The organism is Alphaproteobacteria bacterium (genome assembly GCA_024244705.1).
In the GTDB taxonomy this organism is placed as follows: domain Bacteria; phylum Pseudomonadota; class Alphaproteobacteria; order JAAEOK01; family JAAEOK01; genus JAAEOK01.
On the sequence record JAAEOK010000110.1, the window covers coordinates 18,847 to 32,959 of the forward strand.

General features: G+C 63.5%; 16 protein-coding genes. 10 read left to right on the forward strand and 6 right to left on the reverse strand.

The window, feature by feature from the left end; all coding sequences use genetic code 11:
- Window positions 1–69 precede the first annotated feature (69 nt).
- Window positions 70–1,410 carry a tetratricopeptide repeat protein gene (locus tag GY791_19950; protein ID MCP4330673.1) on the reverse strand — a complete coding sequence of 447 codons (1,341 nt, stop codon included), beginning with the start codon at window positions 1,408–1,410 and terminating at the stop codon, window positions 70–72.
- 202 nt (window positions 1,411–1,612) lie between these two features.
- Between GY791_19950 and GY791_19955 the strand changes: the two genes are divergently transcribed.
- A complete protein-coding gene (locus GY791_19955; GenBank protein MCP4330674.1) occupies window positions 1,613–2,272 on the forward strand; it encodes a TetR/AcrR family transcriptional regulator in 660 nt (219 codons plus the stop codon).
- Window positions 2,273–2,406: 134 nt separating this feature from the next.
- On the forward strand, window positions 2,407–2,757 hold the full coding sequence (locus tag GY791_19960) for a DUF2852 domain-containing protein (protein MCP4330675.1): 351 nt from the start codon (window positions 2,407–2,409) through the stop codon (window positions 2,755–2,757).
- Between the two features lie 45 nt (window positions 2,758–2,802).
- On the opposite strand, the gene GY791_19965 is transcribed toward GY791_19960, so the two are convergent.
- On the reverse strand, window positions 2,803–3,531 hold the full coding sequence (locus tag GY791_19965; GenBank protein MCP4330676.1) for a type 1 glutamine amidotransferase: 729 nt from the start codon (window positions 3,529–3,531) through the stop codon (window positions 2,803–2,805).
- A gap of 53 nt (window positions 3,532–3,584) precedes the next feature.
- Window positions 3,585–3,965 carry a carboxymuconolactone decarboxylase family protein gene (locus GY791_19970; protein MCP4330677.1) on the reverse strand — a complete coding sequence of 127 codons (381 nt, stop codon included), beginning with the start codon at window positions 3,963–3,965 and terminating at the stop codon, window positions 3,585–3,587.
- Window positions 3,966–4,108: 143 nt separating this feature from the next.
- Between GY791_19970 and GY791_19975 the strand changes: the two genes are divergently transcribed.
- From GY791_19975 to GY791_20010, 8 genes are all read left to right on the forward strand, one after another.
- On the forward strand, window positions 4,109–5,314 hold the full coding sequence (locus GY791_19975) for an ABC transporter substrate-binding protein (GenBank protein MCP4330678.1): 1,206 nt from the start codon (window positions 4,109–4,111) through the stop codon (window positions 5,312–5,314).
- A gap of 106 nt (window positions 5,315–5,420) precedes the next feature.
- Window positions 5,421–6,293, forward strand: a complete 873-nt coding sequence (locus GY791_19980; GenBank protein MCP4330679.1) for a branched-chain amino acid ABC transporter permease — start codon at window positions 5,421–5,423, stop codon at window positions 6,291–6,293.
- A gap of 4 nt (window positions 6,294–6,297) precedes the next feature.
- On the forward strand, window positions 6,298–7,287 hold the full coding sequence (locus tag GY791_19985) for a branched-chain amino acid ABC transporter permease (GenBank protein ID MCP4330680.1): 990 nt from the start codon (window positions 6,298–6,300) through the stop codon (window positions 7,285–7,287).
- Complete coding sequence (locus GY791_19990) at window positions 7,284–8,039, forward strand: ABC transporter ATP-binding protein (GenBank protein MCP4330681.1); 756 nt, start codon at window positions 7,284–7,286, stop codon at window positions 8,037–8,039. Before GY791_19985 ends, GY791_19990 begins: the two co-directional genes overlap by 4 nt.
- Window positions 8,032–8,754, forward strand: coding sequence for an ABC transporter ATP-binding protein (locus GY791_19995; GenBank protein MCP4330682.1), 723 nt, complete (start codon window positions 8,032–8,034; stop codon window positions 8,752–8,754). The genes GY791_19990 and GY791_19995 overlap by 8 nt, the downstream gene beginning before the upstream one ends.
- 15 nt (window positions 8,755–8,769) lie before the next feature.
- Window positions 8,770–9,615, forward strand: coding sequence for a hypothetical protein (locus tag GY791_20000; protein MCP4330683.1), 846 nt, complete (start codon window positions 8,770–8,772; stop codon window positions 9,613–9,615).
- 37 nt (window positions 9,616–9,652) lie between these two features.
- Window positions 9,653–10,498 carry a fumarylacetoacetate hydrolase family protein gene (locus tag GY791_20005; protein MCP4330684.1) on the forward strand — a complete coding sequence of 282 codons (846 nt, stop codon included), beginning with the start codon at window positions 9,653–9,655 and terminating at the stop codon, window positions 10,496–10,498.
- A gap of 12 nt (window positions 10,499–10,510) precedes the next feature.
- The gene (locus GY791_20010; GenBank protein MCP4330685.1) at window positions 10,511–11,725 is read left to right on the forward strand and encodes an MFS transporter; all 1,215 of its coding nucleotides are present in this window, start codon (window positions 10,511–10,513) and stop codon (window positions 11,723–11,725) included.
- A gap of 9 nt (window positions 11,726–11,734) precedes the next feature.
- Here the strand turns inward: GY791_20010 and GY791_20015 are convergent, their stop codons facing one another.
- The 3 genes from GY791_20015 to GY791_20025 are packed head-to-tail and all read right to left on the reverse strand — an operon-like array spanning window position 11,735 to window position 14,106.
- A complete protein-coding gene (locus tag GY791_20015) occupies window positions 11,735–12,307 on the reverse strand; it encodes a hypothetical protein (protein MCP4330686.1) in 573 nt (190 codons plus the stop codon).
- 2 nt (window positions 12,308–12,309) lie between these two features.
- Complete coding sequence (gtdA, locus tag GY791_20020) at window positions 12,310–13,344, reverse strand: gentisate 1,2-dioxygenase (GenBank protein MCP4330687.1); 1,035 nt, start codon at window positions 13,342–13,344, stop codon at window positions 12,310–12,312.
- 39 nt (window positions 13,345–13,383) lie between these two features.
- A complete protein-coding gene (locus tag GY791_20025) occupies window positions 13,384–14,106 on the reverse strand; it encodes a phenylacetic acid catabolic family protein (protein ID MCP4330688.1) in 723 nt (240 codons plus the stop codon).
- Window positions 14,107–14,113: the final 7 nt, after the last annotated feature.

Genomic DNA, 14,113 nt, shown 5'->3' on the forward strand with positions numbered 1-14,113 from the left:
TGATGTCTTGGCGCTGTTTTCTCAGGCATCGTTTCGGCCCTGTTACTGCGGAATCACCGGCGCACCTCGCTAGACCTTGGGCACGACATCGAAGGCAATCGTGATGCGCGTCTCTCCCGTCGGCGAGGTATACGGCGTCGTCCCGTGATAGAAATAGCCGGGAAACTGCAGCATCTTTCCGGGCACCGGCTGAAAGGCCCGTGGGGTCGGACTGGCATGACAGGCCAGTTCTTCGGGTGGCCGGCCGAGTTCGAACCACCCTTCCTGTTGGTCCGGATCGGCCACCTCGCGTGGCAGCTTGACGTAGTAGGACCCGCCGAGATAACCGTCGAGATGGATGTGAGGAACCAGATTGCCTTCGCCTTGCAGCACCACCGACCACGCCGAAATCTCCCACTTGCGCGGGCGGTTGGCGAGAAACGGGTGGTAAGGATCGTCGCCGACGCGCCGCCAATAGTCGACCACGCTATCGCGCATGACGGCTTCCATGACAGCCATCGGTCCCTTCTGGTCGCCGAGGAGTTCACCGGTGATCTGCAATTTGGGATGGTGGTAGGTCGGATCGTCGGCCGGTGGCACCTTCAAGGTTGGGTGGGCCACAACGTGGTCCGCGAGGGCGGCATTGAACTCGGCCAGTGATCTGTAGCCTGGCGGTGGATCGATTATTCTCTCAACGATAAAGCGGTCGGAATCGAGCAGGAAGTCCAGCGCCTGGGGGTCGCCGGCATCGTTGAGCGAGGCGCACTTCAGCACCAGCGCCTCGATATGACCCGGATGCCTGGCCAGCCACTCGTCGCAGACGCCGACCGCATCCTCGGGATCGCGCATTTCGAGCAAGACCTGAACAAGATTGCTCGCCGCCGGAGGCCAGCCTGGTTGCAGCGCCAAGGCGCCGCGATAGGCGGCGGCATCGTCGATCCGGCCTAGTTTCTGTAAGGCGATACCCAGATTGCGATGGGTATCCGGATTGCTGGCATCGATGGCAATGACGCGACCAAAGGCGTCGACGGCGTCGCCCGCGCGCTCCTGCGCCAGCAGGACGTTGCCCAGATTGTGCCACGCCGGCGCCAAGTCGGGCCGGAGTTCGATCACGCGGCGGTAGGCGCCCTCGGCATCGCCCATGCGGTCGAGCATTTTGAAGGCATTGCCGAGATTGTAGAGCGCTTCGGCATAGTCGGGACGAAGCGCGACCGCGGCTGCGTACGCTTCGGCCGCGGTCGCGGCATCGCCCTGCCGCAGGGCGATCATGCCGGCGAAGGCATGGGCGTCGGCGCGTTCCGGTGCCTGGGCCAGCAGCGTCCGGCATACGGCCATGGCCTCACTCAGCCGGCCGGCCTGAAATGCGGCGCTCGCTTGACGTCGCAGGGCTTCGATCGACGATCCCTCGCCCGCTTCGGCCCGGGTCCCCATGACATGTCCTTACGGTTTCGGTGCCTGGACTTTAGTCGATCCGAGGGTTTCGGCAAGGTGCATCGGTTGCGGCACCGGGGTGGCTCGGCATGGCGGCGGAGGTCCCCAATGCCCGTGACACCGGCCGCGGCCGGAGCCGAATCTACCCACCCCCATAATAAGAGTGGAGGAAATCGGGCGCCGGCATGTTAATCTCTCTTACATGGAACGAACGAAGCATAGGCGACAGGGCCGGCGCGGCTACCACCATGGCAACCTCAAAGAGGCTCTGGTTTCGGCGGCGCGTCAGCTGATCCTCGAAAAGGGCCCCCATGGATTTTCGCTCATCGAGGCGGCGCGGATGGCCGATGTCAGTCCCGCCGCCCCGTATCGTCATTTTCGCGATCGTCGGGCGCTGTTGGCCGAAATCGCGCGCCTCGGCTACGAGAAATTCTCCGACCGCCTCGAAACCGCCTGGAACGACGGACTACCCGACCCGGCCGACGGGCTGCGCCGCATGGGTGAGGCCTATATCGATTTCGCGCTCGAGGACCGGGCATCCTATGCCGCCATGTTCGAGGCCGGTCTCACGGTGTCCGACGACGAAGCGCTCAAAGAGGCCGGACAACGCGCCTATCGGACATTGGCGCTGGCGACGGAGACACTGACCGCGCGGCTACCCGAAGGGCAGACGGTGTCACCCGAGTTGGTGTTCTTTCACATCTGGTCGCTGACCCACGGGGCGGTGACGCTGTTCCGCAACGATCTCCAGTCGAGGGCGCTCAAGGAGATTGGCCTGTCGCCGGCCTTGGACAGCGGTATCGAGATCTATCTCAGGGGTCTCGGAAGTGTATCGCCAGGCGTCGACGATGGCGCCCAATGACCCAATCATTAGGGTGCCGCGGACCGGATGTGGGCTGAAATCCGCCGGTTAATTTTTTCGTCCGCCGCTACTTGAAGCGCGCCGCGCCGTCCCTACCTATGTAAAAGGCCATTACATTGCAAAAGGAGCGAGCGATGTCGGTTGCGGCGGCTGCCAACGATCTACCCAAACCGGCCTGGATCGTCTTGATGATCCTTGGCTTTATCGCGTTCTGGCCGATCGGCCTGGCGATTCTCTTTTATCTTCTATGGAGCGGAAAGATGCGGTGTTGGAAGGACGGTAACTTGAAGGAATGGACGCACAAGAGGACCCGCTTCAGTTCGACGGGAAACAGCGCCTTCGACGAATACCGCGAGGAAACCTTGAAGCGCCTCGAAGAGGAACAGCGCGAATTCACCATGTTCGTGAAGCGGCTGCGCGATGCCAAGGACCAGCGGGAATTCGACCAATTCATGGCCGAACGCAACGGCCACAGCCCGGCCTGAACCACCCCAGACCGCCGGGCGGCCAACGCCTGGCGGTCCAGTCCCTTACCGCACGCGGCGCATGAAATTGTCGTAGAGTTGGCGCGCCTCGCGATTGAACCCATCCATGCGCGCGTCGGTCCCTGATTTCATGATTTCCAGCCCACCGGGTCCGAGCGCCTTCTCGAGCGCTTTCTTGTAGGTTGGGATCTCGGCCCAGTCGTGCACCGTCGTCGGCGTCAGCTCGATGTGATATTGAAGACCGAGGGCGTGGTCGCCGACGGAAATCGCCTGAAACCGGCAAGCCTCGGACACCGCCAACACGGTGGCGTCGTCCGGGGCCCGCGTCACCTCGGCCCCATGCCATTGCAAATAGCGCTCGCGCCGCGGCATGTCGGTGTAGAAGGTCGAGCGCTGCCCGTCCTCGGTCAATTCGACCTCGAGCACGCCGACCTCTGGCGTTTGAGCCCTGTCGACCGCGCCGCCGAGCGCATCGGCGAGGAGCTGATGGCCGAGGCAAAAGCCGATAAAGGGCATCTCGCGCTCGACCACGGCTTCTCTGATTACCGCCTTTTCCCCGTCCAGCCAGGGATATTTGTCGACCTCCCAGACATCCTGCGGCCCACCCATGACCATCAGCGCGTCGAATGGCTCGAGGTCGGGTATCGATTCCCCCTCATCGATTTCGATCGGCGTCCATTCGATCCCATCCTCGCGCATGAAATCGCGAAAGATGCCGGGGTGCTCGGTACTTATGTGCTGAAAAACGAGAACTCGGGGAGAATCATTCGGCATGAGGATAGTCCATCGCGTGGCGTCGTGTCGAAGCACCTATATCAAAACCGGCGCTAGTTGGCCTCATTTTCGTGGTTCTCGAAGATCTTGTTGATCAGCTCGGCGCCGAGATTGAAGGCGGGTAAGCCGCGAAACAAAAAGGCGAGCGCCGCCGTGGCGTGCAGTTCCTCCTTGCTGGCGCCGGCTCGCTGTGCGGCGCGGCCGTGATATTCGGCCGCCGGCGAGACTTGCCCCAAAAGAACGGCGAACAGGATCAGTTGCGCCGTCTTGACGTCGAGACAAGACGGGTACATTGCCGATTCGCGGATGTTCTCGACTTGCTCGAGAAGCCCGGGATCGACCTCCAGACCCAGCTTGATGCGTTCGTGAATTCGCGGCGGCGTGAATCCGATCAGTTCGCTGTAAATGCGTTCGTATTCTTCCTGGGTCGTCATGACTCCCCCCTGTGGTCCTCGTTGGTCTTTCGTTGGACGAGACAAATGCCGGCAAAAATTAGCCTTTCGTCTCGTGCGAGACATGGCAAAATACCGGCGATCAATCAAACCGTACACACCCCAATCGGGACAGGGAGGAAGGAATGAGGAAGTTTTCCGGGTTTGCCGTCGGCATGGCTGCCGCGCTGATGCTGGCAGCGACGGCCGCGACAGCCGAAAACGTGAAAGTCGGGGTCGTGCTCACGACTTCCGGAGGCGCGGCCGAATTCGGCCAGCAGATTCTCCGCGGCATGGAACTTTATTTGAAAGAGCATCCTGAGGCGCTGGGCGGCCACGACGTGGAATTGGTCATTCGCGATTCGAAGCGCCCCGGCGGCGATATCGCCAAGACCGCGACACAGGAGCTCATTACCCGCGACGAAGTCGACATTCTGGCCGGTTATGTATTCTCGCCGAACGCCATGGCAATCGCCCCCATGATCAGTCAGTCGAAGACGCCGACCGTGATCATGAACGCGGGCACCGCCTGGATCCCGAGCATGTCGCCGTATTTCGCGCGCGTCTCGTTCACCATGTGGCAGGCGGGCTACAACATGGGCCAATACGCGGCCACTTCCCTGGGCGCCAAGACGGCGGCGGTGGGCTACACCGACTACCCGCCCGGGAAGGATAGCCTGGCCGCTTTCAAGACCGGATTCGAAGCCGCGGGCGGCAAGGTCGTCGACGAGATTCCGATGGGCGGGCCCCGCGAAGTGCCGGACTTCACCCCGTGGTTCCAACGCGTCAAAGACGAAAAGCCCGACGTGTTCTTCGTTTTTGTCCCCGCCGGCAACCACGCCACCGCGGTGGTAAAAACCTACGCCGATCTCGGCATGGCCGCCGCCGGAGTCAAGCTCATCGGCCCCGGCGACATTACGCAGGATACCAAGCTTCAGGGCATGGGCGACGCGGCGGTCGGCATGGTTACCATCCATCACTACTCAGCCGACTACGATACGCCGGACAATCGGGCCTTCGTTAAGGCGTGGAAGCAGGCGTACGGCGCCGACAGCACGCCGGATTTCATGGCCGTTGGCGGCTGGGACGGCATGGCGGCGATCGCCACCGTCATTCGTGAACTCGACGGCAACATCGAGGGCGACGCGGCAATGCAGGTCTTGCGGGGTTGGACGTTCGACAGCCCGCGCGGGCCGATCTCGATCGACGCCGAAACTCGCGACATCGTCCAAAACGAACAGGTCCACAGGGTGGTCAAGAAGGGAGACCGCCTTGGCATCGAGGTCATTGGCCAAATCGAACAGGTCAAGGATCCCTGCAAGGAGCTGAAAATCGGTAAATGCGGCCAATAGCAGCCGCGTGACGGGCAGGCCCGCCATCGCGGTCCGCCCCGAACTAGAAAGCCGCCGTCCGCGCATTTAGCGCGGCGGCGGCTTCGTTTGCCGGATGCATGCGCCCATGGACCCATTCCTCAACACCGCGATCAGCATCGTCTTCGACGGATTGGCTTATGCCATGGTGCTGTTCGTCGTCTCCGTCGGCATGTCGGTGACGATGGGACTGATGGGTTTCGTGAATTTGGCGCACGGCGCCTTCGCCATGGCCGGCGGTTACGTCGTCGTAAGCTTGATGAATAGGTTTGGCGTGCCGTTCCCGATCGCCTTGGTGGTCGCGTTCTTTGGCGTCGGGCTGTGCAGCGTTGCCTTCGAGCGCGGCCTTTATGCGCGGTTCTATAAAGCCAGCGAACTAGACCAGGTCTTGCTCACCATCGGCCTGGTTTTCATGGCCATCGCCGCGGCGACCTTCATCTTCGGTCCGGCGCCGTTGCCGGTGACCTTGCCCGACTATCTGAAGGGCCAGGTCGATCTCGGCTTTCGCGCGTTTCCGACCTATCGCGTGTTCATGATCGTGGCCGGCGGGGTCATCATCACCGCCCTCTGGCTGACGTTCGAGAAGACCCGATTGGGCGCGCAAATCCGCGCCGCCGTCGACAACCGACGCATGGCGCAGTCACTCGGCATCGATGTCGACCGTCTGTTCACCGTCACCTTCGCGCTGGGCAGCGGCCTGGCCGCTCTCGGCGGTGGGTTGAGCGTCGATATCGTCGGACTCTCGCCGGGCTATGCCATCGAATATCTGGTGTTTTTCCTGATCGTGGTCGCGGTCGGCGGCCTCGGCAGCGTCAAGGGCGCCTTCTTCGCCGCGCTGGTGCTCGGCATCCTCGACAACGCCGGCAAATATCTCTACCCGGAGGTCGGCGCGTTCATGATTTACGCGGTGACGATCGCCATCTTGCTGTGGCGCCCCAACGGCCTTTTCGGGCGGACGTAGCGACATGGACGGCCCCAGCCCGGCTGCTGCTTTCCTGCTTGCCAGGCACCGCTGGCATTGGGCGGAGGCCCTGCCCTGGCTGATTGCCGCGGCGGCCTTCTTTTTGTTTCCCGGCTGGCTGGCGCTGGGCACCCAAATCCTGATCATGGTGTTGTTCGCCTTGTCCCTCGACCTGGTTCTCGGTTACGCCGGCATCGTCACCCTCGGCCACGCCGCCTTCTTTGGCACCGGGGCTTATGCGGCCGGCATGCTCTCCGTGCACCTGGGCTGGAACGAGCCGATCAGTGGACTGGTCTTCGCCGCCTTCTGCGCGGCGGTTGTCGGGCTTGTCGCGGGGTTGATCCTGCTGCGGACACGCGGGCTCACCTTGCTGATGCTGACCCTGGCGACGACCATCCTGCTGCAGGAATTCGCCAACACCTATGACGGCATCACCGGCGGCTTCGACGGCCTCCACGGCATCGCGCCGTCCGCCCTGCTTGGTCTGTTCGAGTTCGATCTCTGGTTCAAGGTTCCCTATCTCTATTCGTTGCTGGTTCTGCTGCTGATGTTTCTCGTCGCCCGGCAGATCGTTTACTCCCCGTTCGGACGCGAACTCGAAGGCATTCGGGAGAATGTCGCACGGATGCATGCGATCGGCGCGCCGGTACGCCAGAGGCTGGTCACGATCTATACGATCTCCGCCGCCATGGCGGGCGTCGCCGGTGGCCTTTTCGCCCAGGCCAATGCGTTCGTCACGCTGGACGTGCTCAGCTTTCAGCGTTCCGGCGCGGTATTGATCGTGCTGATCCTGGGCGGCTCCGGACGGCTCTACGGCGCCTTCGTCGGCGCCGTGGTCTACATGCTGATGGAGGATCAACTCGCCAAATTGAGCCCCGAGTTTTGGGAGTTCGGGATCGGTTTGCTGCTCGTGCTGACCGTCCTCTTCGCCCGCCGCGGCCTGTTTGGACTGGTCGAAGATCTAGCCCGTCAGGCCGCCAGGAAACGTCCATGACCGGCACCGTCCTGGAAACCCGCGAGCTGTACAAATCCTTCGGTGCCCTCGAGGTCGCCCGCAATATCAATTTCCGTCTCGAGCCGGGGGCGCGGCACGCGCTTATCGGGCCCAACGGCGCGGGCAAAACGACGTTCGTCAATTTGATCACCGGGGCGCTCTCGCCGACGCGCGGGCAGGTTTTGCTCGACGGCCACGACATCACCGCGATGGCCCAGCATGAGCGCGTCAAACACGGCCTGGCACGGACCTTTCAGATCAACACCCTGTTCAATGGTCTGACCGTGCTCGAGAACATTTACCTCGGCATTGCCGAACGCCACGGATTGGGCAACGCGATGTGGCGGCCGGCGGGAACCAACCAGGAAGTGGTCGACGAGGCGGTCTCTCTGATGGATCGGCTGAGGCTGACCGAGGACGCGCTCAAGACGGTCCGCGAGTTGCCCTATGGCCGGCAACGGCTCGTCGAAATCGCGATCGCGCTGGGCCTCAATCCGCGGGTGTTGCTGCTCGACGAGCCCGCCGCCGGTGTCCCCACCGCGGAACACGGGATTTTGCTCGATGTCATCGATAGCCTTCCGCAGGAAATCGCGATCCTCATCATCGAGCACGACATGGATGTGGTGTTCCGGTTCGCGGAGGAGATTACGGTATTGGTCGGTGGCGGTGTGCTGACCGTCGGCACGCCCGATGAAATCGGGCGCGACGCGCGCGTGCGCGCCGTCTATCTCGGCCAAGAAACCCATGTCTGAAGCGCTGAACGGGCGCAGTCTCCGGTTGGATGGGGTGTCGGCCGGCTATGGCGCCACGGTCGTCGTAGAGGACCTCGAACTATCGCTCGAGCCGGGAGAAAGCATCAGTCTCATTGGCCGCAATGGGGTCGGCAAGACCACCTTGCTGGCAACCATAATGGGCCACACCAATCTGCACGGCGGTCGGATTCGGTTCCGCGATCAGGAAATAACGTCGATGGAAATCCACCGCCGCGCCCGCATCGGCATCGGCTACGTCCCGCAGGAACGGGAAATCTTTCCGTCACTTTCGGTCCAGCAGAACCTGATGGTCGCGACGCGACAGGGCCGTTGGACAATCGATAAGGTCTTCGAGTTGTTCCCGCATCTCCGCGAACGCGCCGACAACATGGGGAACCAGCTTTCCGGCGGTGAGCAGCAAATGCTGTCGATCGCTCGCGCCCTGGTTGGCAATCCGTCGGTGCTGCTTATGGACGAACCGTCGGAAGGGCTTGCGCCGGTTATCGTCGAAGGCCTGGTGGCCGCCATGCGGACATTGCAGAGCGACGGCGATCTTGCCATCCTTTTGGTCGAGCAGAACACGCGCATCGCGCTCGATTTCTCGCCCCGGGTCGTCGTGATGGACAAAGGCCGTATCGTTTTCGACGGCGCAAGCGCCGATCTGCGCGATGACCCCGACCGCCTCGACAGCCTGATCGGCGTCGGCGGCACATGAACAGGACTGGATGCCATGACTGACGCTCCCGAAATTTGGCCGTCGCGCCTCCATCACATACGCATCGATTCCACCGATCCGAGCCGCTTGATTCCGTTCTATCGCGATGGGCTCGGTCTCCGCGAGCGGCCCCTGGCCGAGGGGCAATCGCTGATGGACGGACGCAAACGGCGTGTCGTGATCGGTCGCGGCGAGGCCAACAGGCTTTCCTTCGCCGCGTTCGCGATGGCCGATCGGGCGGCCGTCGCCGCCCTACGCCGAACATTGGAACGCCGCCAGGTGCCGATCGAGCCGTCGCCGACCCCATTGTTCGAGGACGACGCCTTCGCGGTCACCGACCCCGACGGCGGTCGGATCGTTTTCGGCCTGCCCAACACGGCCTATGACGGCGATGACGAGCTACCCGGACGGCTCCAGCATTTCGTCATGGCGACGACCGATTTGGAGCGGCTTCACGAGTTCTATTCGGATGTCCTGGGGTTCGTCGTTTCGGACGAGGTCGTCGATGAGGACAGCGGCCGGATCACCGCGCGCTTCTATCGCTGCGATCCCGAACACCATAGCTTCGCGGCCTTCGTAGCGCCCGAAACGGGACTGGACCACCACGCCTACGAAGCCGATTGCTGGAATGACATCCGCGATTGGGCTGACCATTTCTCGCGCCTGCGTGTGCCGCTATGGTGGGGTCCGGGCCGGCACGGTCCCGGCGACAATCTGTTCTTCATGGTCCTCGACCCCGACGGCAACAAGGTCGAGATCTCCGCCGAGCTCGAGCATATGCCGCTGTCGATGGCGAAACGGACATGGCCCCATTGCGAACGGACCCTCAACTATTGGGGCCAGGCGTGGATGCGCAGCTGAACGAACGAAACCGCGAGACCGACTGGAGGGTACAAGGATGAAATTGCTGAGCTTCCGGCATGGTGGAATCGATGGCTACGGCATCGCCGTCGACGACGGCGTCGTCGATGCGTCGCGGCGACTGGGAACGAAGTTTCCCGATCTCAAGTCCGCGCTCGCCGACGGCATGGCGGAACTCGCCGCGCTCGACAGCGGAACCGACGCCGATTTTTCGCTCGACGAAATCGAATTCCGGCCGACGATCCCCAACCCCGACAAGATCATCTGCGTCGGGCTCAACTACAAGAAGCACGTCGAGGAAACCGGTCGCGGCGACGCCGACTATCCGGCCCTGTTCACGCGCTTCGCCAATACCCAGGTCGGTCATGAACAACCCCTGGTGCTGCCGACTCATTCGGATCGTTTCGACTACGAGGGCGAGTTGGCAATGGTCATCGGCAAGGCCGGTCGCCATATTCCGGCCGAGAGGGCGTTCGACCACATCGCCGGATACGCCTGCTACAACGATGGCAGCATCCGCGACTGGCAACGTCACACCCATCAGTTTACGCCGGGCAAGAACTTTCCCCACACCGGCGGCTTCGGGCCGTGGATCGTGACCACCGATGAAATCCCGGACCCGACCGCGCTGACCCTGGTGACGCGGCTCAACGGAACCGAGATGCAGCGGGCGACCACCGACCAGCTGATCTTCGATATCCCTTATCTGATCAACTATCTGTCGACCTTCACCGAACTCGTCCCCGGCGACGTCATTCCAACCGGCACCCCGGGCGGCGTCGGTTTCAAGCGCACACCACCGGTCTTCATGAGGGCAGGCGACACCGTCGAGGTCGAGATCACCGGCATCGGCACCCTGGTCAATCCGATCGTCGCCGAATAGCAATTCGCCATCGTGTCCCCTTCGACCGCTACCCCCGCGACCCAATGGCGGATTGTCCTGTTGGTGGTCGGCGCGGGAATCGTCGCCGCCTTTCAGATCGGCAAGGTGCCCGCCGCGCTGCCGGTCCTCCGCGCCGAACTCGGCATCGACCTCGTCACCGCGGGCTGGATCCTGTCGATCTTCAATGTCGTCGGTGCGGCAATTGGAATTCTCGCCGGCGCTACCGCCGACAAGCTCGGCCACCGCCGCCTAGTCCTGTTTGGACTGTGGGCGGTCGCCATCGGCAGCGCCCTCGGCGGCCTGGCGCCCGGCGTCACGACGCTGTTGCTGAGCCGCTTCCTCGCCGGATTCGGCTTCATCACCATCATCGTCGCGGCGCCGGGCCTGATCGTCAGGTCGGCAAGGCCCGAGGACATGGGCATGGCATTCGGATTTTGGGGCACCTACATGCCGCTCGGCACGGCGGCGATGATCGTGGCCTCGCCGACTTTGATCGCGGCCCTGGGTTGGCGTGGTCTTTGGGAAATCAATGCCGGACTGGTCGCCGCCTATGCCATCGCCCTTGCCGCGGCAACCCGCAATTTGGGCGGACGGCCCCCGCCCGACACCGCCGGCCCGCGGCATTTGGCGCGCGACATCCGGACCACCCTATTCGCCCCCGGTCCTCTGCTTCTGACCCTGTGCTTTATGACCTACACCAGCAATTTCATCGCGGTGATGGGCTTTCTGCCGACGTTCCTGGTCGAAACCCGCGGCATGGGCGCCGGACTGGCCGCATCGATCACCGCGCTCGCGGTGGTCGTCAATGCAGCCGGCAACCTGACCGCCGGCTGGCTGCTGCGCCATGGCGTGAGGCGATCGCTGCTGATCACCGTCGCCAGCGCAACGATGGCCGTTACCGCCATCGGCATCTACAGCGAAGCCGTGCCCGACGGCGCGCGCGTCGTCCTGTGCATCGTCTTTTCGGTTGTCGGCGGCCTGTTGCCCGCCTCCATCCTCGGCGCGACGGCGGATTTCACCCCGCGCCCGGCCCTCATCGGTACCACCAACGGGCTCGTCATGCAGGGATCCAATATCGGCCAGATGATGGGGCCGCCGATCGCAGGCGCTCTCGTCGCCGCTACCGGGACCTGGAGCGCGGCGCCGATTCCCGTCGTCTTCTCGGCGGCGGTCGGGATCGTGCTGGCACTGATGATCGGCCGCCTCAAACCGCCGATGCACTCGTAACGCGGCGACTCAAAACACGCGCAAGGCGCCGCCGACGATACCGAGCGGCCAGCGGCCGGCGCGAAACAGGTCGAATTTGGCAACAAAGAGGTCGGCCGCGTCTTCCCCGGCGAGACGGGCAAGCGCCGCCTGATAGACGGCCTGGGCGGCGGCGCCCGCCGCGACGCGCGCGAGAAATGGATCGATGGTGCCGAAGCGGGCAAGCGCGTCGGACGCCGCATCGAGGACCACCGCATTCGCCTGCTCGGTAACGGTGGTCAATAGATCAAGCGCCGTCTTCTCGCCGAGGGCGCCGGCGCAGGCGTCGAGGAGGTTGCGCCGGTGGGCCTCTTCCCGCGCCCACCAGCCCTGCTCCCAGGCCGGGTCGCGGGTGACATCGGCCGCCGCGCGCCAATCGGAAACGGATCCAACGGTCACATCCCGATAGCCGAGCCCGATCAGATAGCGCGACGCGGTCGCCACGACGGTTTTCGGGAGCGGCAAACCGACCGCGGCAAACCAGGCGACGGCCGGCAATTCGGCGGCGAATTGTTCAAGCGAACCTCGGCCGTCGGGGCCGCCGCCGCCGCGCGGCATCGTCACCCTCAATCTTCCGCGTTGCCGCGCTGCTCGCGAAACAGGCCGAGTTTTTCCTGAACCGGACGGTTGGAAAAACTGAAGACGACCGCATCCTCATCGGCCTCGAAGTAATTCCAAGCCCATGCCGGGACAACGAAAACGTCGCGCGGACCCCATTCGAGGGTTACGTCGCCGACCGCCAATCGGCCCTTCCCCTCGACCGCCGAGAACACGGTGGCGTCGGTCGATCGGTAGGGTGTGGTGGCGAAACCCTTGGGCAAAAGCTGGATCGACGTTCCCATGGTCGGCATCGCCCAGCCGCCGTCGACCGGGTTGACGTAGCGCATCTTGAGCCCGTGACAGGGATCCCAATCCTCGGTCCGGCGCATCGTTTCCAATGCCGCACGGGTTCGGTCATAGCGATAATTAAAGATCGGCGAGCATAGCGAACCGGACTGATAGCCGTCCGGCAGCAGGCCCTGGCCATAGCGCGCCGGCGCGTCGCCGACCGGCCGGCCGATCGGCTGCACGGCTTCGGGATATTTCTCGGCGAAGCCGGCATCGAGATAATTGACCAACGGCACGTCGAGGCCGTCCATCCACACCATGGGCCGATCCGATTCATTGCCGTGGTCGTGCCAGGTCCAGGGCGGCGTGATGACGAAATCGCCCTCGTGCATGATCGTCCGTTCGCCGTCGACGGCGGTATAGGCGCCGTCGCCTTCGATAACGAAGCGCAGCGCCGACTGGGTATGGCGATGGCTGGGCGCGATCTCGCCGGGCAGGATGAGCTGGAGCCCGGCATAGAGCGACGGCGTGACCTGGTTGGTCCCCTGGAGGCCCGGATTCTCCAGCACCAGGACCCGACGCTCCGCCTCCTCAGCGGTGATCAGATCGCCGGCCTCGAGCACGAAGTGGCGGATCTTGTCGTAGTGCCAAATATGGGCCGCGCAGGTCCGCGGCGGCTCCTTCGGCACCAAATTGTGGAGCACCTCCCACAGCGGCGCCAGGCTGTCGGCGCCGATGCGGTCGTAATAGGCCTGACGTTCCGCTTTCGCCATCTCGTTCTCCTCGCCGCGATCTTAGCCTTTGAAGCGCGGCTACGCAGCAGCCAGTTCGACCGCGGGCAAGGTTAGTCCGAGTTGATCCTCGACGACCTCGCGGGCGCGGGCGACATAGTCGGCGCGCATCGCCTCGTTGGTGCGCTCCTTGATGCCCCACTTGCGGAAAATCTCATTGTTCTTCGATTTGTCACGGCCGAAAAACGCGGGCAACGACGGAAAGATGCGGTCGATCCCGGCCTGCACCGCCGTGCGTCCGGCCTCGCTCTGGCACAGGTCACCGCAGAAATCGACGCCGAATTGGGCGTGGAACCGCTCCTCCGGCATCGTCATGCGGGCGAGGTTGCGGAGCGGATGGAACGAACATTTGACCAAATCCTCGACCTGCAGGATTTCGGCCAGATCGCCGAGCATCTTGATGACGCAGAATTCTTCCCAGGTCTCGAGCGGATAGTCGAAAATCGACAGCGGCCGTTTCTCGGCCCGCTCGGGGACCATGTCGGCCTCGGCGATCCCCATCTCGCGGCCGAGCTCGAAGAACCTTACATGGTGCCCGTATTCCTCCATCGCCACGCGGCAGGTCAGCCACTTGGCATAAGGCGTCGGCGCCAGGGCGACCGCCGGTTCATCGAACACCCGCGCACCCTGCAGCTCGTTGATGGCGTGGCTGATCACCAGCTTGCGCACGGCGTTCCCGTATTCTTCCGGGTAATACTTCAAATCTTCGCAGGTATCGACCTGGGGTATTTCGTGGGTCGTCATCGCGCAC

What these genes read in the sequence shown, in the direction of transcription:
- GY791_19950 (MCP4330673.1), bottom strand. Translation starts at nt 1,410, where the DNA reads ATGGGGACCCGGGCCGAAGCGGGCGAGGGATCGTCGATCGAAGCCCTG.
- GY791_19955 (MCP4330674.1), top strand. Translation starts at nt 1,613, where the DNA reads ATGGAACGAACGAAGCATAGGCGACAGGGCCGGCGCGGCTACCACCAT.
- GY791_19960 (MCP4330675.1), top strand. Translation starts at nt 2,407, where the DNA reads ATGTCGGTTGCGGCGGCTGCCAACGATCTACCCAAACCGGCCTGGATC.
- GY791_19965 (MCP4330676.1), bottom strand. Translation starts at nt 3,531, where the DNA reads ATGCCGAATGATTCTCCCCGAGTTCTCGTTTTTCAGCACATAAGTACC.
- GY791_19970 (MCP4330677.1), bottom strand. Translation starts at nt 3,965, where the DNA reads ATGACGACCCAGGAAGAATACGAACGCATTTACAGCGAACTGATCGGA.
- GY791_19975 (MCP4330678.1), top strand. Translation starts at nt 4,109, where the DNA reads ATGAGGAAGTTTTCCGGGTTTGCCGTCGGCATGGCTGCCGCGCTGATG.
- GY791_19980 (MCP4330679.1), top strand. Translation starts at nt 5,421, where the DNA reads ATGGACCCATTCCTCAACACCGCGATCAGCATCGTCTTCGACGGATTG.
- GY791_19985 (MCP4330680.1), top strand. Translation starts at nt 6,298, where the DNA reads ATGGACGGCCCCAGCCCGGCTGCTGCTTTCCTGCTTGCCAGGCACCGC.
- GY791_19990 (MCP4330681.1), top strand. Translation starts at nt 7,284, where the DNA reads ATGACCGGCACCGTCCTGGAAACCCGCGAGCTGTACAAATCCTTCGGT.
- GY791_19995 (MCP4330682.1), top strand. Translation starts at nt 8,032, where the DNA reads ATGTCTGAAGCGCTGAACGGGCGCAGTCTCCGGTTGGATGGGGTGTCG.
- GY791_20000 (MCP4330683.1), top strand. Translation starts at nt 8,770, where the DNA reads ATGACTGACGCTCCCGAAATTTGGCCGTCGCGCCTCCATCACATACGC.
- GY791_20005 (MCP4330684.1), top strand. Translation starts at nt 9,653, where the DNA reads ATGAAATTGCTGAGCTTCCGGCATGGTGGAATCGATGGCTACGGCATC.
- gtdA (MCP4330687.1), bottom strand. Translation starts at nt 13,344, where the DNA reads ATGGCGAAAGCGGAACGTCAGGCCTATTACGACCGCATCGGCGCCGAC.
- GY791_20025 (MCP4330688.1), bottom strand. Translation starts at nt 14,106, where the DNA reads ATGACGACCCACGAAATACCCCAGGTCGATACCTGCGAAGATTTGAAG.